General features: G+C 55.4%; 21 protein-coding genes and 1 pseudogene. 10 read left to right on the top strand and 12 right to left on the bottom strand.

Annotated features, from left to right (window positions below):
• Nucleotides 1–38: 38 nt before the first annotated feature.
• From rhaS to HHI26_RS01345, 3 genes are all read left to right on the top strand, one after another.
• Complete coding sequence (gene rhaS / locus HHI26_RS01355) at nucleotides 39–860, top strand: HTH-type transcriptional activator RhaS (protein WP_133841969.1); 822 nt, start codon at nucleotides 39–41, stop codon at nucleotides 858–860.
• A gap of 11 nt (nucleotides 861–871) precedes the next feature.
• Entirely contained in the window at nucleotides 872–1,735 is an 864-nt protein-coding gene (gene rhaR, locus HHI26_RS01350) for an HTH-type transcriptional activator RhaR (RefSeq protein WP_133841968.1), read from the top strand.
• A gap of 239 nt (nucleotides 1,736–1,974) precedes the next feature.
• Nucleotides 1,975–2,202 carry a hypothetical protein gene (locus tag HHI26_RS01345; RefSeq protein ID WP_171148432.1) on the top strand — a complete coding sequence of 76 codons (228 nt, stop codon included), beginning with the start codon at nucleotides 1,975–1,977 and terminating at the stop codon, nucleotides 2,200–2,202.
• Nucleotides 2,203–2,471: 269 nt separating this feature from the next.
• Here the strand turns inward: HHI26_RS01345 and rhaT are convergent, their stop codons facing one another.
• The gene (rhaT, locus tag HHI26_RS01340) at nucleotides 2,472–3,506 is read right to left on the bottom strand and encodes an L-rhamnose/proton symporter RhaT (protein WP_133841967.1); all 1,035 of its coding nucleotides are present in this window, start codon (nucleotides 3,504–3,506) and stop codon (nucleotides 2,472–2,474) included.
• A gap of 137 nt (nucleotides 3,507–3,643) precedes the next feature.
• Complete coding sequence (locus HHI26_RS01335; protein ID WP_166653691.1) at nucleotides 3,644–3,814, bottom strand: hypothetical protein; 171 nt, start codon at nucleotides 3,812–3,814, stop codon at nucleotides 3,644–3,646.
• Nucleotides 3,815–3,887: 73 nt separating this feature from the next.
• Here HHI26_RS01335 and aldA point away from each other — a divergent pair, with 73 nt between their 5' ends.
• Both aldA and HHI26_RS01325 read left to right on the top strand, forming a co-directional pair.
• Entirely contained in the window at nucleotides 3,888–5,327 is a 1,440-nt protein-coding gene (gene aldA, locus HHI26_RS01330) for an aldehyde dehydrogenase (protein ID WP_171148431.1), read from the top strand.
• A gap of 160 nt (nucleotides 5,328–5,487) precedes the next feature.
• A complete protein-coding gene (locus HHI26_RS01325; RefSeq protein ID WP_167863823.1) occupies nucleotides 5,488–6,438 on the top strand; it encodes a sulfonate ABC transporter substrate-binding protein in 951 nt (316 codons plus the stop codon).
• 90 nt (nucleotides 6,439–6,528) lie between these two features.
• Here HHI26_RS01325 and HHI26_RS01320 read toward each other — a convergent pair whose 3' ends face one another.
• Together HHI26_RS01320 and HHI26_RS01315 are read right to left on the bottom strand one after the other, a co-directional pair.
• On the bottom strand, nucleotides 6,529–7,734 hold the full coding sequence (locus tag HHI26_RS01320) for an acyl-CoA dehydrogenase family protein (protein ID WP_133841964.1): 1,206 nt from the start codon (nucleotides 7,732–7,734) through the stop codon (nucleotides 6,529–6,531).
• Entirely contained in the window at nucleotides 7,727–9,190 is a 1,464-nt protein-coding gene (locus HHI26_RS01315) for an MFS transporter (RefSeq protein WP_133841963.1), read from the bottom strand. Before HHI26_RS01315 ends, HHI26_RS01320 begins: the two co-directional genes overlap by 8 nt.
• 245 nt (nucleotides 9,191–9,435) lie before the next feature.
• Here HHI26_RS01315 and HHI26_RS01310 point away from each other — a divergent pair, with 245 nt between their 5' ends.
• Entirely contained in the window at nucleotides 9,436–9,804 is a 369-nt protein-coding gene (locus HHI26_RS01310; RefSeq protein ID WP_159336590.1) for a hypothetical protein, read from the top strand.
• Nucleotides 9,805–9,840: 36 nt separating this feature from the next.
• Here HHI26_RS01310 and HHI26_RS01305 read toward each other — a convergent pair.
• Nucleotides 9,841–10,152: pseudogene (locus tag HHI26_RS01305) on the bottom strand (metal ABC transporter substrate-binding protein); the annotation flags it as partial.
• A 94-nt stretch (nucleotides 10,153–10,246) separates the two neighbouring features.
• Here HHI26_RS01305 and HHI26_RS01300 point away from each other — a divergent pair.
• Together HHI26_RS01300 and HHI26_RS01295 are read left to right on the top strand one after the other, a co-directional pair.
• Entirely contained in the window at nucleotides 10,247–10,615 is a 369-nt protein-coding gene (locus tag HHI26_RS01300) for a CHAP domain-containing protein (protein WP_171148430.1), read from the top strand.
• Nucleotides 10,615–11,076 carry a YbjP/YqhG family protein gene (locus tag HHI26_RS01295; protein WP_159336588.1) on the top strand — a complete coding sequence of 154 codons (462 nt, stop codon included), beginning with the start codon at nucleotides 10,615–10,617 and terminating at the stop codon, nucleotides 11,074–11,076. The genes HHI26_RS01300 and HHI26_RS01295 overlap by 1 nt, the downstream gene beginning before the upstream one ends.
• A gap of 41 nt (nucleotides 11,077–11,117) precedes the next feature.
• Here HHI26_RS01295 and HHI26_RS01290 read toward each other — a convergent pair whose 3' ends face one another.
• The 7 genes from HHI26_RS01290 to ssuD form a co-directional block, all read right to left on the bottom strand.
• The gene (locus tag HHI26_RS01290; RefSeq protein ID WP_133841960.1) at nucleotides 11,118–11,993 is read right to left on the bottom strand and encodes a MetQ/NlpA family ABC transporter substrate-binding protein; all 876 of its coding nucleotides are present in this window, start codon (nucleotides 11,991–11,993) and stop codon (nucleotides 11,118–11,120) included.
• The gene (locus tag HHI26_RS01285; protein WP_171148429.1) at nucleotides 11,990–12,694 is read right to left on the bottom strand and encodes a methionine ABC transporter permease; all 705 of its coding nucleotides are present in this window, start codon (nucleotides 12,692–12,694) and stop codon (nucleotides 11,990–11,992) included. Before HHI26_RS01285 ends, HHI26_RS01290 begins: the two co-directional genes overlap by 4 nt.
• Nucleotides 12,691–13,704 carry a methionine ABC transporter ATP-binding protein gene (locus HHI26_RS01280; protein ID WP_133841958.1) on the bottom strand — a complete coding sequence of 338 codons (1,014 nt, stop codon included), beginning with the start codon at nucleotides 13,702–13,704 and terminating at the stop codon, nucleotides 12,691–12,693. Before HHI26_RS01280 ends, HHI26_RS01285 begins: the two co-directional genes overlap by 4 nt.
• On the bottom strand, nucleotides 13,701–15,110 hold the full coding sequence (locus tag HHI26_RS01275) for an LLM class flavin-dependent oxidoreductase (RefSeq protein ID WP_171148428.1): 1,410 nt from the start codon (nucleotides 15,108–15,110) through the stop codon (nucleotides 13,701–13,703). The genes HHI26_RS01280 and HHI26_RS01275 overlap by 4 nt, the downstream gene beginning before the upstream one ends.
• 193 nt (nucleotides 15,111–15,303) lie before the next feature.
• Entirely contained in the window at nucleotides 15,304–16,695 is a 1,392-nt protein-coding gene (locus HHI26_RS01270; RefSeq protein ID WP_171148427.1) for an FAD-dependent oxidoreductase, read from the bottom strand.
• Nucleotides 16,688–17,779 (bottom strand): dimethylsulfone monooxygenase SfnG, encoded by a 1,092-nt coding sequence (gene sfnG, locus HHI26_RS01265; protein ID WP_133841955.1) that lies wholly within the window; start codon nucleotides 17,777–17,779, stop codon nucleotides 16,688–16,690. The genes HHI26_RS01270 and sfnG overlap by 8 nt, the downstream gene beginning before the upstream one ends.
• 10 nt (nucleotides 17,780–17,789) lie before the next feature.
• Nucleotides 17,790–18,962: an FMNH2-dependent alkanesulfonate monooxygenase gene (gene ssuD, locus HHI26_RS01260; protein ID WP_167863815.1), complete on the bottom strand. Its 1,173-nt coding sequence runs from the start codon at nucleotides 18,960–18,962 to the stop codon at nucleotides 17,790–17,792.
• A gap of 274 nt (nucleotides 18,963–19,236) precedes the next feature.
• On the opposite strand from ssuD, the gene HHI26_RS01255 reads away from it, so the two are divergent.
• Nucleotides 19,237–21,126, top strand: a complete 1,890-nt coding sequence (locus HHI26_RS01255) for a sigma-54-dependent Fis family transcriptional regulator (protein WP_171148683.1) — start codon at nucleotides 19,237–19,239, stop codon at nucleotides 21,124–21,126.
• A gap of 476 nt (nucleotides 21,127–21,602) precedes the next feature.
• Complete coding sequence (locus HHI26_RS01250) at nucleotides 21,603–22,643, top strand: acyltransferase (protein ID WP_133841953.1); 1,041 nt, start codon at nucleotides 21,603–21,605, stop codon at nucleotides 22,641–22,643.
• Nucleotides 22,644–22,663: the final 20 nt, after the last annotated feature.

The raw sequence follows: 22,663 nt of genomic DNA, 5'->3' as shown, positions 1-22,663 counted from the left end.
GTAGACTCTGTTGCTGATATGTTAAAGAGGAAACGATCATGACCGTGTTACACAGCGCTGATTTCTTCCCGACAGGGCATTTCCCGGTCGCCATTGAACCCCGTGCGCCACAAGGGGTGTTCCCGGAGCATTATCATGATGATTTTCATGAAATTGTCATTGTTGAACAGGGTGCAGGTATTCATGTCTTTAACGGCCAGTCACAGCCTTTATGCAGCGGCTGCGTCTGCTTTGTACGCAGTCATGATCGCCATCTGTATGAGCAAACGGAAAATCTGTGCCTGACCAACGTGCTCTATCGCGGGCCGGAATCCTTTCGTTTTCTCTCCGGCCTGCAGCATCTGCTACCGCAGGAGCAGGACGGAAACTACCCCTCGCACTGGCGTATCGGCAACAAAGTGCTGGCCCAGGCCAGGCAGTTAATCGAGCAGTTAGAGCAGCCACCGCTCAGTGACAGCCTGGCCTGCCAGGCAGAGCAGGAGATGCATTTTATGCGTCTGCTGTTGCTGTTACGCCAGGGGGGCAGCGCCAGCAACGACGATCAGGACAGTCGCCTGCGTGGTCTGCTGGACTGGCTGGCGGATCACTACAGTGAGGATGTGGACTGGGAAAATCTTGCCGACCGTTTTTCGCTGTCGCTGCGCACGCTCCACCGCCAGTTGAAACAGCAGACCGGCAGCACACCTCAACGTTACCTTAATCGGCTGCGATTGCTGGAAGCACGCCACCTGCTGCGTCACAGTGAAATGCGGGTGACAGATATTGCGTTTCACTGCGGTTTTGGTGACAGCAATCACTTTTCTACGCTGTTCAAGCGTGAATTTGGCCTTTCTCCACGTACACTGCGACAAAATGACTGATGAGGTGACCCGTGACCGCTCCCCTGCGACTGGCAAAAGCTGACTACTTCCCTTCTGAACAGATGCCTGTCGCGGTGGCTGAACGCACCTCTCAACCCTCATTCCCGCCTCACGTCCACGAATTCAATGAGATTGTGCTGGTCTGGCGCGGTAATGGCCTGCACGTGATGAATGACCGCCCCTGGCTGATCACCTGCGGTGATATTTTCTATCTGAATGCCAATGACTGCCACAGCTATGAATCGGTCAATGAACTGGCGCTGGATAATATTCTTTACTGCCCGGAGCGTTTTCAACTGAGCCTCGACTGGCAGCAACTTATTCCCCCGCGTGAATCCGCCGCCTGGCGTTTAACCACACGCGGCATGGCGTTGGCGCGTGGCGTGATCCAGCAGCTTGAACAGGAAAGCAGGAAGAGTGATGTGCTGTCACGTCAGCTGACGGAGGCGCTGTTTTTACAGCTGGCCTTAGTGTTGCAACGCCATCGTTATGCGTCCGATCGGGCCTGGCAGATGCCGGAGGGAGAACAGCTCGATCTGCTGATGGCCGCGATTCAGGGGCAGATTGCTGTCCCCTTTGACCTTGCCACCTTTTGTGGCCAGCACCAATTGTCAGAGCGTGCGCTGAAACAACTCTTCCGTCAGCAAACTGGCATGACTATCGGGCACTATTTACGTCAGTTGCAGCTATGCCAGGCGAAGCACCTGTTGCGTACCAGCGAATGTCTGATCGGTGAAGTGGCCGCACGTTGCGGCTTTGATGACAGTAATTACTTTTCCGTGGTGTTCACCCGTGATACCGGGCTGACCCCCAGCGCCTGGCGCCAGCGATTTGTGCGTCCTTCCGCTTTGCACGTTCGGCCGGAAAAGGCCTGATTGCAATAATGCGGGAGGGTTGACCTTTGAGGCATAAGGCCAGGGGCTTGGGCTTGAGCCAAGGCCAGGTCAAGCCCAGGTCAAGGTCTTAAGGTCAAGGGCGTTTCGCTTTCCCACTTCGTGGGCGAAGCGACCTAAGGGCGGCAGTCGCCCCGCCCTTAGGAATCCGGGCTGCGGCAGGCGCATCGCCCGCTTGACGCGGGTTCCCTCAGTCGGTCGGCTTTCCTGCCGGACTGGTTGTGACGGGACATCCCTGTCCCGGCACGCCCTCTCGCCAACGTCCTGTTGGCTCGTCCTGGAAATCCCCCCTCCTTCGGCGAGGCTTAATTGCCGCTCAAAAGGTCAACGGCCGGGTCAAAATAAAAAGAAAAACCAATCAAATAGACCAGACACAAAAAGCCTTTTTGGTTTTATTTAATCTTTTAGATTTTGGTTTTGATGTTGAGGCGGCAATTAAGCTGCGCTGAGGAAGTGATGTGAACCAGGATGAACCGCCAGGATGGCGGTGAAAGCTCGGGCCGGCACAGGGAAGTGCCGTCACGAGCGGTCCGTCGGTGAACGGAACTGACGAAGGCACCCGCAAAGCGGGCGCGGCGCCTGCCGCAAGCCCGGGGTCAAGGGGCGGCGGCGACTGGCCGCCCCTTGTCGCTTCGCCCGCGCAGTGGGAAAGCGAAACGCCCTTGACCTTGACCTTAAACTGACAGCAAGCCAGAGAGTCCCGGGGCTCTCTACCAGATCAGGAAACCATACCCAGACCAACAATGTTGGCCGCAATAATAATCACGAAGCATCCCACGCTAAGGACCCGCACCGGCTTACGCCCCACGTTATTCCACTCTTTCAGAACCAGACCCACCAGACCACCACACAAGACGTAGAAGCTCATGTGCAGCATCCAACTGACGAAGTCATACTGCGCCGGAATACGTGCATGGCCCCAGGCATAGAAGAAGAACTGCAGATACCACATGATGCCGCCGAGCAGTGACAGACAAACGTTGGCAATCAGCAATGATTTCGCCACAGAGAAGTCCGCTTTCACTGACAGGTTTGATTTGGTCGCCAGACGGATAAAACAGAAACCAAGGTTAACCAGCGCCCCGCCGCCCATAATCACCACGTAGCTCGGTAACGCCACGTACAGCGGATCGATACCCAGCGCCGCTGCCGCTTCATGCATCGGTTTGGCGGCGTCCATGGCAAAGGACATACCGGCTGAGAAAATCCCACACATCACCGCCAGTACCAGCCCTTTTTTCAGGTTGAACTCTTCCGCAGTGATGCCCATTGCCCGTTCTTTTAACAACCCGGCACGGGAGACGATCGCCACGCCTGCAAGAGCAACCAGCACGCCCAGCAGCGTCAATCGTCCTCCGGCAGAACTGAACAGCTCCACAAAGCGCCCCTGAAGCAGCGGCGTCATTAACGTTCCGACCACCAAAGTGATGCCGATGGCAATACCAATGCCCATCGACATACCGAGATAACGCATGGTCAGACCGTAGTTAATGTTACCAATCCCCCACATCGCGCCGAACAGGAAGACAGGCATCAACTGTTCAAGCGAGAACGCGCTGTAGTAGGCCCAGAAGTTGGGCAGCAGGATCGCACTGACGGCCCAGGGGAGCACGATCCACGACATGATCCCCCCCACCGACCACATGGTTTCCCATGACCAGTTGCGCACTTTTTTGAACGGTGCATAAAAGCAGGCAGCACTTGCGGCCCCGACCAGATGCCACAAAATACCGGAGACAATGGCTTCACTCATTTTTTAATCCTTCGTTGTTGTTTGCCCTGATGACGAAGGAGTCTACGGAGAAGGTCAGGTGCTCAACCTTAGGCTGGTTGCCCCTCTGGCACCAAACCTGGCAAAATTGAGCACCTTCTCCCCTCCGCTGTCACAAATCAATCATCTGATTCGCTGCAACGTGCTAAATCGTGATTTTTTCCTAAGCCACTCATATTCATCACTAAATATAAATAATGCCAGCGCAGGCATGGGGTTCTTGCCGTTTTTGCCAGCCAGCTCTCATTGATGGCAGCCACATCAAGGTGATTCACCGCCAGCTGTAGCACCTTCTCAGACCTGCAACAGTTTTTGCGCTGTTAATTAACAACCCTATAAAAAGTGTGTCACGGAGAATCAGCCATGAACCCAGTTCAGCAACACATGTATATCAATGGTGAGTTTGTCGAAAATCGCGCCGATCGCTGGATAGAAGTGATCAATCCGGCAACAGAAGCCGTGCTGTCGCGCATTCCTGAAGGCAGCGCAGAAGATGCGCAGCGCGCTATTGATGCGGCAGCGGCGGCTCAGCCCGCCTGGGAAGCGCTGCCCGCTATCGAACGCGGTAACTGGTTGCAAAAAATCGCCCAGGGTGTGCGCCAGCGTGCCGCAGAGCTGACCGCCACCATCGTTGCCGAAGGGGGAAAAACCCAGGAGCTCGCCGAAACGGAAGTGTTCTTTACCGCGGACTATCTGGACTACATGGCCGGATGGGCGCGCCGCTACGAAGGTGAGATCGTGCAGAGCGATCGCCCGCAGGAGAACATCCTGGTATTTAAGAAAGCGATTGGCGTCACGACAGGGATTCTGCCGTGGAACTTCCCGTTTTTCCTGATTGCCCGTAAAGCCGCGCCGGCCCTGTTAACGGGCAACACCATCGTGGTCAAACCGAGTGAACTGACCCCGAACAACGCGATTATCTTTGCGCAGATTGTTGATGAGATTGGTCTGCCTGCCGGGGTGTTTAACCTGGTTACCGGCTACGGCCCGGTGGTCGGTCACGAACTGGCCGCAAACCCGAAGGTCGGACTGGTCAGCCTGACCGGCAGCGTGGGTGCCGGGATCGCCACCATGCAGGCGGCGGCAAAGAACATTACCAGGGTCTCGCTGGAGTTGGGTGGCAAAGCCCCGGCCATCATTATGAACGACGCCGATCTCGATCTGGCGGTAAAAGCGATTGTGGCATCACGCATGATCAATACCGGGCAGGTGTGTAACTGCGCAGAACGCCTCTACGTGCAGGATGGGGTATATGACGAGGTGGTTGAACGTCTCAGTGCTGCCTTTAAGCAGGTCACCTGGGGCGACCCGGCCAGCCAAAAAGGTCTGGACATGGGGCCACTGATCACGGCGGCAGCACTGCAACGCGTGGAACAAAAAGTGGCGGATGCGGTGGCTGCCGGGGCAAAGGTGGTGACAGGCGGCAAGCGTTCAGGCAACACCGGTTTCTTCTTCGAACCCACCTTGCTGACCCATGTCGGGCAAAAGATGAATATCATGCAGGAAGAGACCTTTGGCCCGGTGCTGCCGGTGATGAAGTTCAGCACGCTGGATGAAGCCATTGCGCTGGCCAACGACAGTGAATATGGTCTCACCTCCTCCATTTTTACCCAGAATCTGAACACCGCGATGCTGGCCCTGAAGCAGCTTAAGTTTGGTGAAACCTATATCAACCGCGAGCACTTCGAAGCCATGCAGGGCTTCCACGCGGGCTGGCGTAAGTCCGGCATCGGTGGGGCCGATGGCCGTCATGGTCTGGAGGAATATCTGCAAACCCACGTCGCGTATCTGCAATACCAGTAACCCATATTGCTGGCGTATTCACCGTAGGGGGCGATCGTTTTTTCCGATCGCCCTCTGTCCTTATCTATCCTGCACATATCGTTATCACAACTACTCGTTAAGCCCGCTTCATGCATTTTGTTATGTTTTTCCCATAGCGCTTATTACCTGGGGAAATAACATGAATAAAGCATTACTGAGCGGACTGATTGCCGGGATCGTTATTGGCTCGACCTTTTCCGCCACCGCCGCTGAAACCGCACCAAAAACCATCAATATCGGCTACCAAAAAGCCAATATCTTCGCGTTGCTGAAGTATCGCGGCACGCTGGACGAGCAGTTTAAAAAACAGGGTATCGCCGTACGCTGGGTTGAATTCCCAGCCGGGCCCCAGATGCTGGAAGGCCTGAACGTCGGCAGCATCGACCTCGCGGCTACCGGTGATGCCCCGCCGACCTTTGCTCAGGCAGCCCAGGCCGATCTGGTTTATCTCGCCCACTCCCCGGCAAACCCGAAAACAGAAGCGATTGTGGTACCGGAGAACTCACCGATCAAAACCGTCGCGGACCTGAAAGGCAAGCGCGTGGCGCTGAACAAAGGCTCTGACGTAAACTATCTACTGGTCAGCGCCCTCGAAGATGCCGGCCTGAACTATAAAGACATTACCCCGGTTTATCTGCCTCCGGCCGATGCCCGCGCCGCATTCCAGCGCGGCGCGGTGGACGCCTGGGTGATTTGGGACCCGTACTACGCCGAAGTGGAAACCAACGCCAAAGCGCGTCTGGTGAAAGATGCCGAAGGTCTGGTACCGCACTACACCTTCTATCTCGCCAGCCGCAAGTTTGCCGATACCTATCCGCAGACGGCGAAACAGGTGGTCGATGAGCTGGGAACCCTGAGTACCTGGGCTAACGCCCACCCGGATGACGCCGCGAAGATCCTTTCAACCTCGACCGGCCTGCCTCAGCCCATCTGGCAGCGTGCACTGGCGAGAATGCCCTACGGTGCAGAGCGCATGACACCGGAAGTGTTTAAGCAGCAGCAGGCACTGGCGGATAAGTTTACCCAGATTGGATTATTGCCAGTGAAGGTGGATGTCAGTTCGGCGACATGGTCGCTGGATAAGAAATAATTTCGGCCTGAATTCCACCCCATCCAAATCGCGGGTCGACCAGAAAAGGTCGACCCGCTGCTAAGAGTGAAGAGTGGGTAGGTTTGGGTGTTACTCCCCTTCGCCAATCTGCCAGATAAACGTCGGTTCCTTGCCGTTCACCTCCCAGTCGCCCACATTACGGATCTTATAAATCACCGGATTATGCGACGACACGGTACGCGCATTACGCCAGTGGCGATCCAGCGCTTTACTGATGCGAGTATCTGATGCCCCCAGTGCATTAAACAGCTCGGTTGCGGCACGCGGGATCAGCTCGGTGGCAATCACCTGCGCCTGTGCGGACTCCAGTTCCGCCAGCACATTGGCCTGCTGGATCAGCGCCTCGTCCCCGCTGTTATGGACCTCATAAGCACCTTGCAGCGCATGCGTTGCCTGCTGAGTTGCCGCTTCAACCGCATAGACCCAGCTGGAGATCTGCCCCACTACCTGCAACACCTGTACATCGTTTTTCACCTGCGTGGCATTGCCGTGGCTGTAGACGCGTTTACGGCTGGCAACGCCTGCCGCCGCATCGCGTTTCACGGCTCGGCCAATTCCCGCCAGCGTCGACAGTAAAACATGCTGATAAAACGCGGTCTGATAGCGAAAACGCTCGGTGAAATCATAGACATGCGCCTGCTCAACCTCTGCCTGATGAAAACGGGTGGTCCCACTGCCGCTCAGACGCTGGCCGAAGCCGTCCCAGTCATCTTCACGCTCTACGCCCTGCTGATGGGTATTCACCAGCGCAATCACATCACGACCGTTATCGTTGCGTTGGGCATAAACATCAATCCAGTCGGCATACAGCGTGCCGGTGCTGTAAAACTTCTCGCCGGAGATCAACCAGCCCTTCTCTGACGGGGTGACGCGGGTGATTACCTCACCCAACTTGAGATTGCCGATTTCCGTCCAGCCACTGCCCACCAGCTCGCCATCATGGAAGCGGCGGAACCAGCGCTGACGCTCTTCACTGTCAGGCTGATTCAGGCGATCTTCCACAAAAGCGAAATGGGCGCGCAGCGCCTGCGGCAGGTTAGAGTCGGCTTCCGCCAGCTCCGTCAGCAGCTGGAACAGCTGCGGCAAGGTGGCGCCAAAACCGCCCTCCGCCTGCGGGATACGCAGGGTGCCGAACCCGGCTTCTTTCAACCAACGTATCGGCTCCAGCGGAAGTGTACGCGTCACTTCACGTTCGGCAGCACCTGCAGCAATGCGGGCAAATACCGGGCGAAAACGGGCCGCCAGCGCGGCGTAATCAGCAACAGATTCAGACATAGGATTCTTCCTTTTCGGATGGGTCATCAATGTCCTGCTTCGTCGGTTCAAAACGGATCACCAGCAGGAAAATAATCGGGATAATCGCGGCCAGCGAGACAATCCAGAACATATTAGTGCCAAAAGAGGCCTGCAAAATGGGCAGGATAAACAGCGCCAGCGCACTGCCGACGCCGGACAGGGAGCGGCCAAAGCCGACGCCGGTGGCTCGGATATGCGTTGGATAAGAGAGTGCCGGGTAGATCATCATCTGCGCGCCAGGGCCGAAACCTTCAGCAAACAGCCACAGACCCAACATCAGGATGGCGAACACCACACCCATCGTGGCACTTGGGTGACCAATCAGCGCCAGCGAGATCAACGCGATAAATTGCAGGGCAAAACCGGCAATCGCCACATGACGTGATGGGAATTTCCATGCCAGACGCATGCCCAGCAGACCGCCGGTAAAGGCAAACAGCGCATTCAGCCCCAGTGAAGCAGAGATGGTTTCAAACACGCCTGCCCCCAGGAACTGCGCAAGAATTGACGGCAGGAAGAAGGCAATCGCGGTGTATTCAAACGAGATACAGATATTCATGACCGCCGTCACAATGGTGCGTTCGCGGTACGGTTTCTGAAACAGCACACGGAAACTCACCTTCGGGGGGGCCTTCTTCACGGGCTCTCTTTCATCGGGTTCGGCGGCATGCGCCGTAATGCCATAGGAGTCACGCAGAATACGCGCCGCCCCTTCCAGGTCACCCTGATTAGCGGCCCACAGCGGGGATTCATTCATAAACTTGCTGCGCACGGCGATGATCAAGAGCGCAGGCACCGCACCAAACAGCAGCGAGGCGCGCCACAGCCAGTCGGCGTGTTCGGCAGGCAGCAGGAAGTAGAGCGCAAAGATAATAAAGAAACAGGCGGACGAAGCGGCGTACCACATCGGGCACCAGGCCGCCAGCCGGGCGGCTTTGTTGCCTTTGCCCGCAAACTTCGAGAATTCAGCCAGATAGGCCATCGCCACGGGCAAATCGATGCCAACGCCAATGCCCATCAGGAAACGGGCACCGATCAGCACCCAAACGTTCGGCGCTAATCCGGCAGCAATCGCGGAGACCACAAAGAACAGCATATCGGCCATAAAGACGGAGTAGCGGCCATATTTATCGGTCAGCCAGCCACCCAGCAGGTTGCCCACTATGGTGCCGATCATGATCGATGACGTCACGAGCCCGGTGATCGCCGGCGTTAAGCCAAACTCTTTCACCACATCGTCAATGCCGTAGGAGAGCGTGGTCAGATCGTAGGCATCGAGAAACACGCCGCCCAGAGCCAGAAAGACTATCCAGCGTGCGTAACTATTTTTACTGGTACGGGTGTTAATCAGCTGCGCCACATCACTGACGGATCGAACCGGTGTTGAATGGGATGGCGATATTGCAATGCCATCGTCAATATTAATTGAACTCATAGTATCCCCATATACCTATTATTTTATTTGCAGGTTCACCCGTTATTTTCGGGTGCCACACTACTTTTATAGAGAGGAAACCTTGCAATAACAAACAAGGAAAAATTATTTGAATGTGCGACAAAGTCATAATGCACGTAAAATAAATCACTTAAATGTCATAATAAATGCAAATAGCACAATTAGCTTAGCAAGAAGCATGCCAAATTCATTAGAGTACGCGATTATTTTAAAAGGAGAACGACATGAAATGGAACAGAGATAAAGCATTAAAACACTTGCGAAGTCGTGCAAAACCAGCATCCCAAAATAGTTGTGCCGAATTTACCAAACAGGCAATAGAAGCAGGTGGAATCACTCTGCACCGAACCAATAATGCAAAAAACTTTAGCGCATCATTATCACGTGCAGGGTTTGCCGAGTTGCCTGCTGACTCAATAATAATTGCTGGTGATATTGTTGTTATTCAACCACATAGTGAAGATGACCTGATCGGTCACATGGCCATGTTCGATGGTTCAATCTGGATTTCAGATTTCAGGCAGCGCGCAATGTATCCCGACCTCGCCTATCGACAAGCTCAACCTTTATTTACCCTTTACAGAATGCCTTGATGTTAAAAAAGCCCGGACTATTCCGGGCTGAACATTTTATTTTTCCGAAACAGGCACCAGCACACCCTGCACCAGCGGATCGGTGGTTTCCTTTAACCACTGCTGCACACGGGGATCGGCAAACGCTTTTTTCAGCTTGATAATATTTTCATCGTTTAAATAAGGCGTACCAATCACCAACTGTGAGGAAAAGGTTTGTGGCGCAGGCGGGAATAATATGCCTTTGTCGCGAGAAACTTTTCCTGCATCAAACTGGGAAACATACCCAATCGCCGCACCCACAGAATTTAATGCCCGTGGAATAGTTAACAGGCCCAGCTCCTTAAAATTAAATTTTTTCGGATTTCCTTTAAAATCCCTACACTATAAAGAATAGCATTTTTTGCCTTGCACGTGATAAGGCCTAGTTATTAACGTACTCAGCACTTAAAAGGAGACGTCTATGACATGGAACAGAGACCGGGCATTACAACATTTAAGAAGCCGTGCTAATGCAGAATCCCAAAATCGTTGCGCTGAATTTACCAGGCACGCAATCGAAGCTGGTGGCCTCACTCTCAATCGAACAAGTAATGCAAAAAATTATGGCACGTCATTATCTCGTGCAGGGTTTCGTGAATTACCTCCTGGTTCAACGATAAATGCTGGTGATATTGTGGTTATCCAACCTTATAGTGGAGGAAACCCAGCCGGGCATATGGCAATGTTTGATGGCTCAATATGGATCTCAGATTTCAGGCAGCGCACAATGTATCCCGGCCCTGGCTATCGGCATTCTCAACCTTCTTTTAAAATTTACAGGATGCCTTGATGCGTATTGGGATGATTTTAATTGCTTCTTTTCTCTCAGCGTGCTGTGTTGCAAATAGACAGGATTCACACACTCAAGCATACGATTTTTATAAATCCTACCTCACATCATTCTCTTCATCAGCCTCTGAAAATCGACCTCAGTGGCTCAATCAGTATGTCTCCACAGATACGTTAAATCGTCTTGAAAACATTGCCAAAATTCCTGAGCAGGAAATCGTTAATTCTGACTATTTTACCTACACTCAGGACTATGACCCTGCATGGATCCCAGCTCTGAAGGTGGGAAAACCACAGGCAATGATGAGCAGTGAAGTGGTTGATGTTTGGCTGGGAGTCGAAGATGATCAATCGCTTCATCTCCAGGCCTGGTTGCGAGAAGAAAATGGACGTTGGAAGATTTACCGCGTACGCGATATTACTGACAATTTTGAACATCGTATATTCAGTTACAGCAAATAACACATCATTAATAAAGCCCGGACGATTCCGGGCTGAACATTTTATTTTTCCGAAACAGGCACCAACACACCCTGTACCAGCGGATCGGTGGTTTCCTTTAACCACTGCTGCACACGGGGATCGGCAAACGCTTTTTTCAGCTTGATAATATTTTCATCGTTTAAATAAGGCGTTCCAATCACCAACTGTGAGGCAAAGGTTTGTGGCGCAGGCGGGAATAATATGCCTTTGTCGCGCGAAACTTTTCCTGCATCAAACTGGGAAACATACCCAATCGCCGCATCCACAGAATTTAATGCCCGTGGCATGGTTAACAGATCGAGTTCTTTAAAATTAAACTTATGTGGATTCTCTTTAATATCTTTTAATTTCGCCGTACGCGGTTCTACCGCCGGATCCAAACCAATCAGACCAATACGCTGTAACAGCCACAGCGCCTGCCCCTGATTAGCACCGTCATTCGGTACCACGATTTCCGCGCCTTGCGGCAGGTCAGCAATGGTCTTGTAACGGTCAGAGTAGATGCCGAATGCCCACTGGAATACCGGCAGGGTCGAGGTCAGTTCAAACTTGTTGGCATCCACCACCTGCTTCAGCCACCACTGGTGCTGATAGATGGTTGCCGCATACTGGCCTTCCGCCACCGCACGGTCAGCCTGCACCGGGTCCTGCAACCCTACCGCTTCCAGCTTGATGCCATAATCTGGCGCAATATTCTGCGCGACATATTCGATCAGGCGCTGCTCTCCGGCCATCGCCGGTTCAAAATGCACTTTCAGCGTGGTGCCGAAAGTCACGCTGTGACGCTGCTGGGCAGTGAAGTACCAGCCCAGTCCGGCGATCAGCACAATAGCCACGATGGCGACCTGCCACGGCCAGGTTTTCTTCTTTTTCAGTTCAAAATTCTGCTGCGTCATGATGAGTGTGTACCCTGTGAGTGTTGAAGTGCGGCAACCACGCGGTCGCCAATAAACTGAATCAGTTGGATGGTCACAATCAGCACCACAATGGTGGCGATCATGATGTGGTTATCAAAACGCTGGTAGCCATACACCACGGCCAGATAGCCGATGCCCCCGGCACCAATGGTGCCCGCAATGGCGGAGTATTCGATCATCGAGATGACGTTCAGGGTGATCGCAGCGACGATGGCGGGGAGCGCCTCACTGAGCTGCGCCCCGGTGATCACCTGCCAGCGCGAACCGCCGGACACCAGTCCGACCGCTGTCACTTCCGGCGGCAGTTCACGCAGTGCGTTCTCCACCAGGCGGGCGAAAAACGGCGTCCCGGCAACAATCATTGGGATCACAGCCGCCGGAATGCCGATGGTGGTACCGGTCAGCCAGAAGGTGAACGGAATAATCGCCGCCATCAGCACCAGAAACGGCAGTGAACGACCAATATTTACCAACCCGCTCAGGCTACGGTTCAGCCCCGCTTGCGGAAATAGTCCGGCGCGCGAGGTGTTAAACAACACCACGCCCAGCGTTCCGCCGAGAGTGACAACAAACAGCATCACAATGCCGACCATCAGCCAGGTTTCACCGTAGGCAGGCAGCATCAGTTCATGGATCTGGTTCCAGGGGGTATCCTGGCTGGTAACGTCAACGGGTTTCATCCGGCCTCCTGCAAGCGCGGGCGCGCCTCGATGATTTGTGCCTTCATGCCCAGCTGTGCCAGAGCAGTAATCAGCGCCTCTGGTGACAGCGGGCGCTGGTTAAAACGCACCGCAATCTGCATCCGTCCGGCGAGTTGCCCCGCCACCTCTTCCACATGCGCCGCCAGCAGATCAACCTGCACGTTGTGCTGCACGCTGAGCCGGCTGATCCAGTCGGTGGCCAGCGGCGGCGCGCAGGTCAGACGCAGCAGCAGGTCGCCGCTGGCGGTAACCGGACGCAGCGGGAACAGCTGTGCGGCCAGCGCCGAATCCGGGGTGCTGAGCAACTGCTGTAATGGCCCCTGCTGCACCAGTTGACCGTCGCGGATTTCTGCCACGGCATCGGCGGTGCTGCGCACCACGTCCATCTCGTGGGTAATCAGGATGATCGACAACCCAAACTGCTGACGAAGTTGTTTCAGCAACAGCAGAATGGCATCGGTGGCCTGTGGGTCCAGCCCGGAGGTCGCTTCATCGGCCAGCAATACGGAGGGTTTCAGCGCCAGGGCGCGGGCAATACCGACGCGTTGACGCTGACCGCCGGAGAGCTGAGCCGGGTAGTACCCCGCTTTGTCCGACAACCCCACGCTGTCCAGCAGCTGACCAACGTGGCGTTTGATTTCCCCAGGCACCACACCCAGCCACTCCAGCGGCAGCGCGACGTTTTCCCAGGCGGTTTTGCGTTGCAGCAGCGCGGACGACTGAAAGACGGTGCCAATGGCACGCCGTTCACGCCGCAGCGCGACACCGGACAGGCGAGAGAGATCTTCGCCGTTGACCCGGATACTGCCGGAGCTGGGCCGCTCCAGCAGGCTGATGCACTTTGCCAGCGTCGACTTCCCGGCACCGCTCGGGCCAACCACTGCCGTGATCGACGCGGCGGGCACCGTCAGTGAAATGCCTTTCAGCACTTCAACCGTGCGGCCCCCTGCCGCCGTGTAGTGTTTACGCAGGCCGTCGATTTCAATCATGGAGTGACCTCATCTTCTGCCACGACCGCAGTCTGTGATTCCCGGCGGTAGCCCGCGCCCGGATGTGGTTCGGCCAGACGAGCGCCCTGGTGAAAGAGTTTTTCGCGCAGGGTGCCGGGCTGGTACTCTTTCTTGTACACGCCACGTTTTTGCAGTTCCGGGATCAGGTGTTCCACCACATCGCTGAAGGTTTCATGCGTTACCGCATACGCGAGGTTAAATCCGTCAACATCCGTTTCTTCCACCCAGCTTTGCAGCTCATCGGCCACAGTTTGCGCACTGCCGACCAGCAACGGACCAAAGCCGCCAATGCCCACCCAGTCCGCCAGCGCCTGCACCGTCCACTGGCGATCAGGGTCGGCGGTAGAGAAGGTTTCTACAGCTGACTGAATCGCATTGGTGTGCAGGTGTTTTAGCACCTGATCGGGCTGATACTGGCCGAAATCGATGCCCGTCCAGCCGGAGATCAGCGCCAGCGCGCCCTCGTAACTGACGTAGCTTTTGTACTCCTGCCATTTGGCCTGTGCCGCCTGGTCCGTCTCATCGACGATCACCGTTTGCAGGTTGAAAATCAGGATGCTGCGCGGGTCGCGTCCGGCTTCGGCTGCGCGGCGGCGAATATCCGCCACGGTTTTCTTCAGCAGCACTTTGGACGGTGCGGCGACAAACACGCATTCAGCATGTTCGGCAGCAAACTGTTTGCCACGGCTGGACGCACCGGCCTGATACAGCACGGGGGTGCGCTGCGGCGAAGGCTCACACAGGTGGATGCCCGGCACCTGGAAGAAGGTGCCCTGATGGTTAATTGGATGAATTTTGCTCGGGTCGCTGAAGATGCGGCGCTCACGATCGCGCAGGATTGCTCCCTCTTCCCAGCTCCCTTCCAGCAGTTTGTAGATCACCTGAAGATATTCATCGGCATAGTCATAGCGGGCATCGTGATCGGTCTGCGACTGATGGCCGATGTTGCGTGCGCCGCTCTCCAGATAGGAGGTAACGATGTTCCAGCCAATGCGCCCTTTGGTCAGGTGATCGAGCGTTGAGATACGGCGGGCAAACGGATACGGATGTTCAAACGACAGCGAGGCAGTGAGGCCAAACCCGAGATGTTCGGTCACCAGCGCCATCGGGGTGATCAGCGCCAGCGGATCGTTGACCGGCACCTGGGTGGCATTACGAATCGCGGCCTGGTTATCGCCGTTCAACACGTCGTAAACCCCCAGCACATCCGCAATAAACAGACCATCGAACTTGCCGCGCTCCAGCAGACGCGCCAGATCGGTCCAGTAGCTTAAATCTTTGTACTGCCAGGAGCGGTCACGCGGGTGCGCCCACAGGCCCGGCGACTGGTGACCGACACAGTTCATATCAAAGGCATTCAGGCGAATTTCACGTTGTTGAGACATAGATAGCACACTCCAGATTCCAGACAGCCGACACCCGTCATACTTCAAGCTGCAGGTGCGTTGGCTGCGCCCGATCACCCCAGTCACATAGTTATCTATGCTCCTGGGGACTCTCGGGCTTGCCGCCTTCCTTCAGCTCGAATTATTTAGGGTCTCGAATTATTTAGGTTATTTTTTTCGGTGAGTTAACGCGTCAGACGGGACATCGCTCCGCATCCAGCCCCAGCAGCTGCCGGGCAACGCTTTCCGCATGTTCTGCCACCTGCGGCAACCCCATTAGTTCACCGAAGCGGGCGCGCGCCGCCGGGCCGGCAACATAAAGATGTGGATTGGCGCTACCGTCAGCACGTTCCGTCTGCGAACGCGCATTAACCTGGATCCCCAGCGCCAGCGGATCGGCCTGTATTACGCCCGTCGCGGCCAGCTGATGCAGCAACACATCGCTTTGCAGTAGCCCGCCGTGCGCAGGTCCGGTGGTGATAATCAGCCGATCCACGTTCAGGCTCTGCGCTTCACCGCTGCGCGGTTGCAGCCGCAGGGTGATGTCGGCACCTGCTGCGGTAACCGCTGCCAGACGCGCAGCCTGAACCGTTAACTGGCCGCGCTGCTGCAGCTGTTCCAGTACCGCGCTGACCTGTGGCGCAATGCGATAGCGATGCACATCCCACCACGGGCGCAGATGCCGCAGGAACCGGCGTTGTTCATTGAGGGACAGTTGCTGCCACAGGCGCTGTCCGTTAACGCGAATATCATCGAGGACCAGCTGCCATGGCAGTTGCTGCAGAGCGGCAGCAGCCACTTCCTGGCGAATACGGTGCAGCCACGCGCGCGCCGAGGCGTGTTGCGGCTGCTGGTAGTCCAGTGGACGCGGTTCAAACGGGCCACTGAGGTTCGGGCGAGGCAGCAGCCCCCGGCGCGAAAACGCCACAATAGGCCCGCGATGTCCGTGACGGTGTAACGTTGCCACCACATCCGACATACTCAGGCCACTGCCCATAATGGCGACCCGTTCATCAGGGGCAATCGTGGTCAGCGCATCATGACGCCAGGGATCGGCAATCAGCCCCGGATGCCCTTCCAGCGCCAGTGCCACCGCACGCGGCAGCGCCGGAGGTGGATGACTGATCGCCAGTACCACATCATCGGCCTGAAGCTTTTTACCCAACGCGGTACGCAGCGTTCCCTGCTCCAGCGCCACCCCCCGGTCACAGAGATGGTGCAGTTTGACCGGAGAGTGCAGCTGTGCGCGGGCAAACTGTTCGGCGATATACGCGCCAAACTGACCGCGCTGTGGATAAACCTTGCCATCGTGCCAGCGTGCGTCCGGGTCCGTCTGGTAAGCCGGTGAGGCGCGGAACCAGCGATCAAAATCCCCCTGTTCCGCCCCCGAAAGCTGCATGCGGTCAGCGGGGACATTAATGCGGTGCGCCGGATCGCGGGTACCATAGGCCACTCCGCGTGCCAGCTGTGAACGCGGCTCCACCACCGTTACCGTCAGCCCGGCGTCACCGAGCCTTGCCAGATGGATGGCCACTGCGGTTCCGGTAAAGCCGCCGCCGACGATAACGATATGACGCTCAGCCATGACTGTGCTCTCGCTGCTGTTGACGTTCCAGCTCACGCACCAGAGGAATCACCTCGCGGCCAAAGAATTCGACCTCCTCCTGAAAATGCAGAAACCCCAGCAACATCAGACTGACCCCGGCCTCTTTCAGCGCGATGATACGTTGAGCAATCTGCAACGGCGTGCCGATCAGGTTGGTTTTGAAGCCATCGTTATACTGCACCAGATCTTCCAGCGTCGATTTCGCCCAGTTACCTTCGCCTTCGGGTGAAGCGCTACCCGCATTTTTGACCTCATGCTGGAAGCCTTTTACCGCATCCGGGTTGGCATGGTCGAGGATCGCCTGTAGCGCCTGCTGGGCTTCCTGCTCTGTATCACGGGCGATGACGAAGCCGTTAACACCGATTTTGACCTGATGCTGGTTCTCTTCCGCTTTCTGGCGGATATCATCTACCTGCTGGCGGATACCTTCGACGGTGTTGCCGTTGGTGAAGTACCAGTCAGATACCCGTGCCGCCATATCCCGGGCGGCGCGTGAACTCCCCCCCTGGAATATTTCCGGCAATGGATCGAGCGGTTTTGGCTTCATCGAATAGTCGCGATAGCGATAGAAATCGCCGGAAAAGTTGAAGACATCCTGTTGCCAGATACCACGCAGGCAGCGAATAAACTCTTCTGAACGCAGATAGCGCTCTTCATGATCCAGCCACGGCTCACCAATCGCCTTGAACTCCCCACGAAACCAGCCGCTGACCACATTCACGGCAATACGCGCATTCGACAGATGACTGATCGTCGCAATTTGTTTCGCAGCCAGCGTGGGATTCCACGGTCCGGGCAGCAAGGCGGCGATGACTTTCAGTTTTTCAGTCGCGCCGAGCAATGCCTGCGAGAAGCTGACCGACTCATGCTGATTATCTGCACCGTATCCGGCCGTAAAACGTATCTGCGTCAGCGCATAGTCAAAACCGGCTTTTTCCGCGATTTGTGCCAGCTTGCGGTTATAGTCAAAATCCCAGCCAGTACGCTGGGGAATGTTACTGATCACCAGCCCGCCAGAAACGTTAGGCACCCAGTAAGCAAACTGTATTGGTTGATGACTCATCGTTCTCTCCTCAGCTGGCGCTGCTGTTTTTCGCCGGACGGCGGTCGCCGCCGATCGTTTCACCAAATGGACCGGTATTGACCGTACGCTGACGTTTTTCCGCATTCGATGCCAGTGGCAGCAGCGGCATCACCAGTTCGGCAAAACGGTGGGCTTCTTCCAGATGCGGATAGCCCGACAGAATAAAGTTCTCAATGCCCAGCGCCTGATATTCGCGGATGCGGTCCGCCACCTGCTGCGGACTGCCCACCAGCGCCGTGCCTGCACCGCCACGGACCAGGCCAACACCGGCCCACAGGTTCGGGCCAATCACTAAGTCATCACGCGAACCGCTGTGCAGCGCACTCATGCGGGCCTGGCCGGTGGAGTCCATACGGGCAAAAATCTTTTGAGCCGCAGCGATGGTGTCTTCATCCAGATGAGAAATCAGACGGTCAGCGGCAGCCCAGGCCTCTTCTTCCGTTTCCCGCACAATGACGTGCAGACGGATGCCGTAGCTCAACTGGCGGCCTCGCTCTTCTGCACGTTTCCGTACTACCGCCAGCTTTTCAGCCACCTGCGCCACGGGCTCACCCCATGTGAGGTAGGTATCGATCTGGCTGGCGGCAACATCAATCGCCTCATCGGAAGATCCCCCAAAGTAGAGCGGCGGACCATCTTCCTGCACGGGCGGGAACAGGATCTCCGCCCCTTCCACGCGAATATGGTCGCCGTGGAAATCGACCTTTTCACCCTTCAGCAGGCGTGAATAGACTTCAAGGAATTCGCGCGTCACCTGGTAGCGGTCCGCATGGCTGAGGAAGATGCCGTCACCTTTATTCTCAACCGGATCCCCCCCGGTCACCACGTTGATCAGCAAGCGCCCCTCGGACAGTCGGTCCAGCGTGGCGGCCATTCGTGCGGCAAGGCTGGGTGGTTGCAGGCCTGGACGCACTGCAACCAGGTAGCGCAGTCGTTTGGTGATCGGTGCCAGCGCAGCAGCGACCAGCCAGGAGTCTTCACAGCTTTTTCCGGTCGGGATCAGCACGCCGTAATAGCCGAGGTTGTCGGCGGCCAGCGCCACCTGTTGCAGATACGGCAGGTCGACGGGACGCCCGCCTTCGGTGGTGCCGAGATAGCGGCCGTCTCCGTGGGTCGGGAGAAACCAAAATACGTTGATATTGTCCTGTGCTGACTCGCTCATTATCTGTTTCCTATATAACTATATCTGAATTTATTCGATACAAAGTTACGCTTTGGTTATAAAACAATTAGCAGGAAGTGTGCCAACTGTTATCGGTGTAAAAATCGTTATTTATCATTGCATTGCCGTTGATAAAAATCGTCCCTCTCTGCTGCAAATGCAGCAGTCACTGACGGAAGTCTGTTGCATTTGCAGCAATCATGCCGGTTACCCCCTCGCCCCGGATGGCGCGCCAGGATACTCTTTTCCTCTCTTCTCTCGTCAGGAATACAGCATGTCGCATCCCGGCCCGTTACTGATTGATCCCGCCTCCATTGCGTTTCAAAGCGTACTGGATCGGCTGGCACCCACCGACGCCACGGTGCTGATTGTTGGTGAAACCGGCACCGGCAAAGAAGTGGTGGCGCGCTATCTGCACCATCACAGCCTGCGTCAGTCACAGCCCTTTGTGGCGGTGAACTGCGGGGCCTTGACCGAGAGCCTGGCGGAGTCAGAACTGTTCGGCCATGAGAAAGGGGCATTTACCGGGGCGACTGAACGTCATCAGGGCTGGTTTGAAGCGGCTGAGGGCGGCACGCTGTTGCTGGATGAGATCGGTGAGCTGAGCCTGCCGTTGCAGGTCAAACTGCTGCGTGTTTTGCAGGAGCGGGAGGTCACGCGCGTGGGTTCACGCCGCCCGGTGAAGGTCAACGTTCGGGTGATTGCTGCCACGCATGTCGACCTTGCCCATGCCATTCGCGAGCGCCGTTTCCGTGAAGACCTGTTTTATCGTCTTAATGTGGCAGCGGTGACGTTGCCCCCGCTGCGTCAGCGACGCGAAGATATTCCCCTGCTGGCCGACCACTTTCTGACGCTGTATGCCCGCCGTCTGGGGCGTCCGCAACTACGGCTGAGTGAAGAGAGCATCACCACGTTGATGGATTATGCCTGGCCGGGCAATGTGCGCGAGCTGGAAAATACCCTGCATAACGCCGTACTGCTGAGTAAAGAGTCGCTGATCTCGCCGCATCAGCTCAGGCTGAACACCGAAAGACTCGAACCGCACCCCGTCAGCGAACAGGCGCTGGATACGTTTCTGCGCCAGCAGTTACAGGGCGATGGCGGCCCCTTGTATCAACGGGTACTGGATGCGCTGGTGCGTAATGCATTTGAACTGAGCGGCGAAAATCAGCTTCAGGCCGCTGCGCTACTGGGGATCAGCCGTAATACCCTGCGCACTCACTTAGGCCATCTTGGCCTGATTAAAGCCCGCCGTAGCCTGGTCAGCACAGCAAGACACGATGCCTCACGCCAGGGCCACCAGGATCGTGAACTGCGTATCGGCTATCAGAAGTTTGGCAATCTCGGCATCCTGAAAGCGCGCCAGAGCCTGGAAGCTGAATTTACCCAGCGGGGGATCAGCGTGCTGTGGAGCGAGTTTCCCGCCGGGCCACAGCTGTTACATGCGCTGGATAATCGCGAAATTGACTTTGGTACCACGGGTGAAGTGCCGCCTGTTTTTGCCCAGGCGGGCAACAGCCCGCTGCTGTACGTTGCCTGGGAACCTGCGGCACCGCAGAGCGTCGCCCTGCTGGTGACACCGGACAGCCCAATCCAGACGATTGCCGATCTGCGCGGTAAGCGCATTGCGGTGAATAAAGGGTCTAATGTGCATTACCTGCTGGTGCAGATGCTGGATGAAGCAGGTATGACGTTGAATGATGTCCGTGTGCTGTACGCACCGCCCAAATATCCTCTGACCCCCAGCGATCATCATGCCGTTGATGCCTGGATGATGTGGGACCCGCTGCTGAGCGATGCGGAACTGAGCGGTCAGCTGCGCGTGATTGCCGATGGACGCGGGCGGGTGAACAACCATCAGTTCTATCTGGCGCATCGTGATTTTGCCGCCCACTCCGCAGATTTGTTGCATCAGCTGCTGGCGGCGCTGGTACAAACCGGCAGCTACATTGATGCCCATCGCCCGGAGGCGGCCGCCCTGCTCTCTGCTGAGCTCGGCCTCTCCCCGCAGGCGGTGTCACATGCTTTACAGCGCCGCAGCCATCAAACCCGCCGCATGGATTTGTCGGTGATCCGCGCCCAGCAGGCGATTGCTGACCGTTTCTTTGCGCTGGGGTTACTGCCGAAAGCGGTGCATGTACGTGATGCCGTGTGGCGTGGATAAGGCCAATGATTAGCAAAGCTTACTTGTCACAAAATTTGTCTGAATAATTTCAACTTTCTGATAATGTTTCCAATGGTAACCGATAGCTTTATGTAAGGTTATCGTTATAAATCAGAAAGATAATAATCGCCATTTCGGCGAGAAAACATCAAATAAACTGATAAATTAGTCACGCCAGGCTAATGAGTTTTTTCCGCCACCCTGCGAGTTATTCCTAAATACTTCCTGACAATAGTTTACCTTTGGAATTTATCCCCCTGTTGGAGTAAAGTTTATTCGCCGTAGCCTGTCAGATCGCCATTGCCCGAAATGATATGCGGTTGCGTAATAACACCAGGGAATCGTTCCTCCATAGCAGAATTATAGAATTGGCTGTTATTAGCCCTCTTTTGCCTTAATTTTATTTAAGAAGATTAAATTTTACATCCTTGCTATTGAGTGGTTCCTGGAAATTTAAAAATCCGAGGGGGTTGTCGGTGAAAACAAATATCCTGTCGATTACTTATCTACGGGCCATTGCCTGTATGCTGGTAGTCGTTTGTCATGCTGAAAGTTTTTCTGCCAAATTGAGTCCGGCTTATTTTTCCGGTCTGTTTGGTTACGGCGGCGCCGTGGGGAAACTCGGCGTATACCTGTTCTTTATGATCAGCGGTTACCTGATGGCCTGCGTGCACTGGGAGGACTTTGGTAAGGGCAAGATGGGGTTGTTTGTCAAAAAACGTCTCGTGCGTATTTTGCCAATGTACTATCTGTTCACCCTGCTGACGATTGTGGCCTGGGTGATTAATCCGGGTTGGTTCCCGTCGACGGTATTAACGCCGCTGGATGATATTCTCTCCTTGCTGTTTATTCCCTCTGTATATATTAAAGAACTGGACACACTGACACCGGTATTATCGGTAGGCTGGACATTGTGTTATGAAATGCTGTTCTATCTGGTATTTGCGATTGGTATGTTATTCAATCGCCGCAGTGGAATGTGGTTTATTTTCATCACTATTTTCGCCTTCATTGCGATCGGATCATTCGGCGATTCACAGCGGCCCTATTTCCAGTTCTATACCGATGAGATCATGCTTTATTTCCTCAGCGGCATTGTCTGTTTTATGCTGCAAAAACGATTCAGTCAACGTTATGCCCATAATGTTTTATCTCTTGCCGTGATTACTGGATTACTGGCGGTATCGACGCTGTGGTTGCAAGGCTATCCCCAGTTACTGCTGCTGTCGCTCAGTTTCTTTATGCTCACCGGGATGGAATTCGCCTCGCAACGTCAGACCCACTTTACGCGTGTCGTCACCGGCATTGGCCTGGCTTCTTACTCTATCTATCTCTGCCACCGTCTGTTTATGGGCGCACTGCAGAAAGTGCTGCATGTGCTGTTACCCACCCCCAGTACCGCCACGATGTATCTGGCGATGGTGATCCTCAGCGTGGCGTCTGCCGTTGTCGGTTATCTGATTTACTGGATGATTGAGAAGCGCGCCACAATGACCTTCCGCGTCAAAACCAGCTAAAGCAAAAGGGCCGGATAATC

Source organism: Erwinia sp. JH02 (genome assembly GCF_013074405.1).
Lineage (GTDB): Bacteria > Pseudomonadota > Gammaproteobacteria > Enterobacterales > Enterobacteriaceae > Erwinia > Erwinia rhapontici.
Note: the sequence above shows the minus strand (reverse complement) of the source record. Positions and strands in the feature narration are given on the sequence as shown.

Excerpts from the sequence above, each read along its gene's own strand:
- rhaS (WP_133841969.1), top strand. The coding sequence starts at position 39 with ATGACCGTGTTACACAGCGCTGATTTCTTCCCGACAGGGCATTTCCCG.
- rhaT (WP_133841967.1), bottom strand. The coding sequence starts at position 3,506 with ATGAGTGAAGCCATTGTCTCCGGTATTTTGTGGCATCTGGTCGGGGCC.
- aldA (WP_171148431.1), top strand. The coding sequence starts at position 3,888 with ATGAACCCAGTTCAGCAACACATGTATATCAATGGTGAGTTTGTCGAA.
- HHI26_RS01325 (WP_167863823.1), top strand. The coding sequence starts at position 5,488 with ATGAATAAAGCATTACTGAGCGGACTGATTGCCGGGATCGTTATTGGC.
- HHI26_RS01320 (WP_133841964.1), bottom strand. The coding sequence starts at position 7,734 with ATGTCTGAATCTGTTGCTGATTACGCCGCGCTGGCGGCCCGTTTTCGC.
- HHI26_RS01315 (WP_133841963.1), bottom strand. The coding sequence starts at position 9,190 with ATGAGTTCAATTAATATTGACGATGGCATTGCAATATCGCCATCCCAT.
- HHI26_RS01310 (WP_159336590.1), top strand. The coding sequence starts at position 9,436 with ATGAAATGGAACAGAGATAAAGCATTAAAACACTTGCGAAGTCGTGCA.
- HHI26_RS01300 (WP_171148430.1), top strand. The coding sequence starts at position 10,247 with ATGACATGGAACAGAGACCGGGCATTACAACATTTAAGAAGCCGTGCT.
- HHI26_RS01295 (WP_159336588.1), top strand. The coding sequence starts at position 10,615 with ATGCGTATTGGGATGATTTTAATTGCTTCTTTTCTCTCAGCGTGCTGT.
- HHI26_RS01290 (WP_133841960.1), bottom strand. The coding sequence starts at position 11,993 with ATGACGCAGCAGAATTTTGAACTGAAAAAGAAGAAAACCTGGCCGTGG.
- HHI26_RS01285 (WP_171148429.1), bottom strand. The coding sequence starts at position 12,694 with ATGAAACCCGTTGACGTTACCAGCCAGGATACCCCCTGGAACCAGATC.
- HHI26_RS01280 (WP_133841958.1), bottom strand. The coding sequence starts at position 13,704 with ATGATTGAAATCGACGGCCTGCGTAAACACTACACGGCGGCAGGGGGC.
- HHI26_RS01275 (WP_171148428.1), bottom strand. The coding sequence starts at position 15,110 with ATGTCTCAACAACGTGAAATTCGCCTGAATGCCTTTGATATGAACTGT.
- HHI26_RS01270 (WP_171148427.1), bottom strand. The coding sequence starts at position 16,695 with ATGGCTGAGCGTCATATCGTTATCGTCGGCGGCGGCTTTACCGGAACC.
- sfnG (WP_133841955.1), bottom strand. The coding sequence starts at position 17,779 with ATGAGTCATCAACCAATACAGTTTGCTTACTGGGTGCCTAACGTTTCT.
- ssuD (WP_167863815.1), bottom strand. The coding sequence starts at position 18,962 with ATGAGCGAGTCAGCACAGGACAATATCAACGTATTTTGGTTTCTCCCG.
- HHI26_RS01255 (WP_171148683.1), top strand. The coding sequence starts at position 19,237 with ATGTCGCATCCCGGCCCGTTACTGATTGATCCCGCCTCCATTGCGTTT.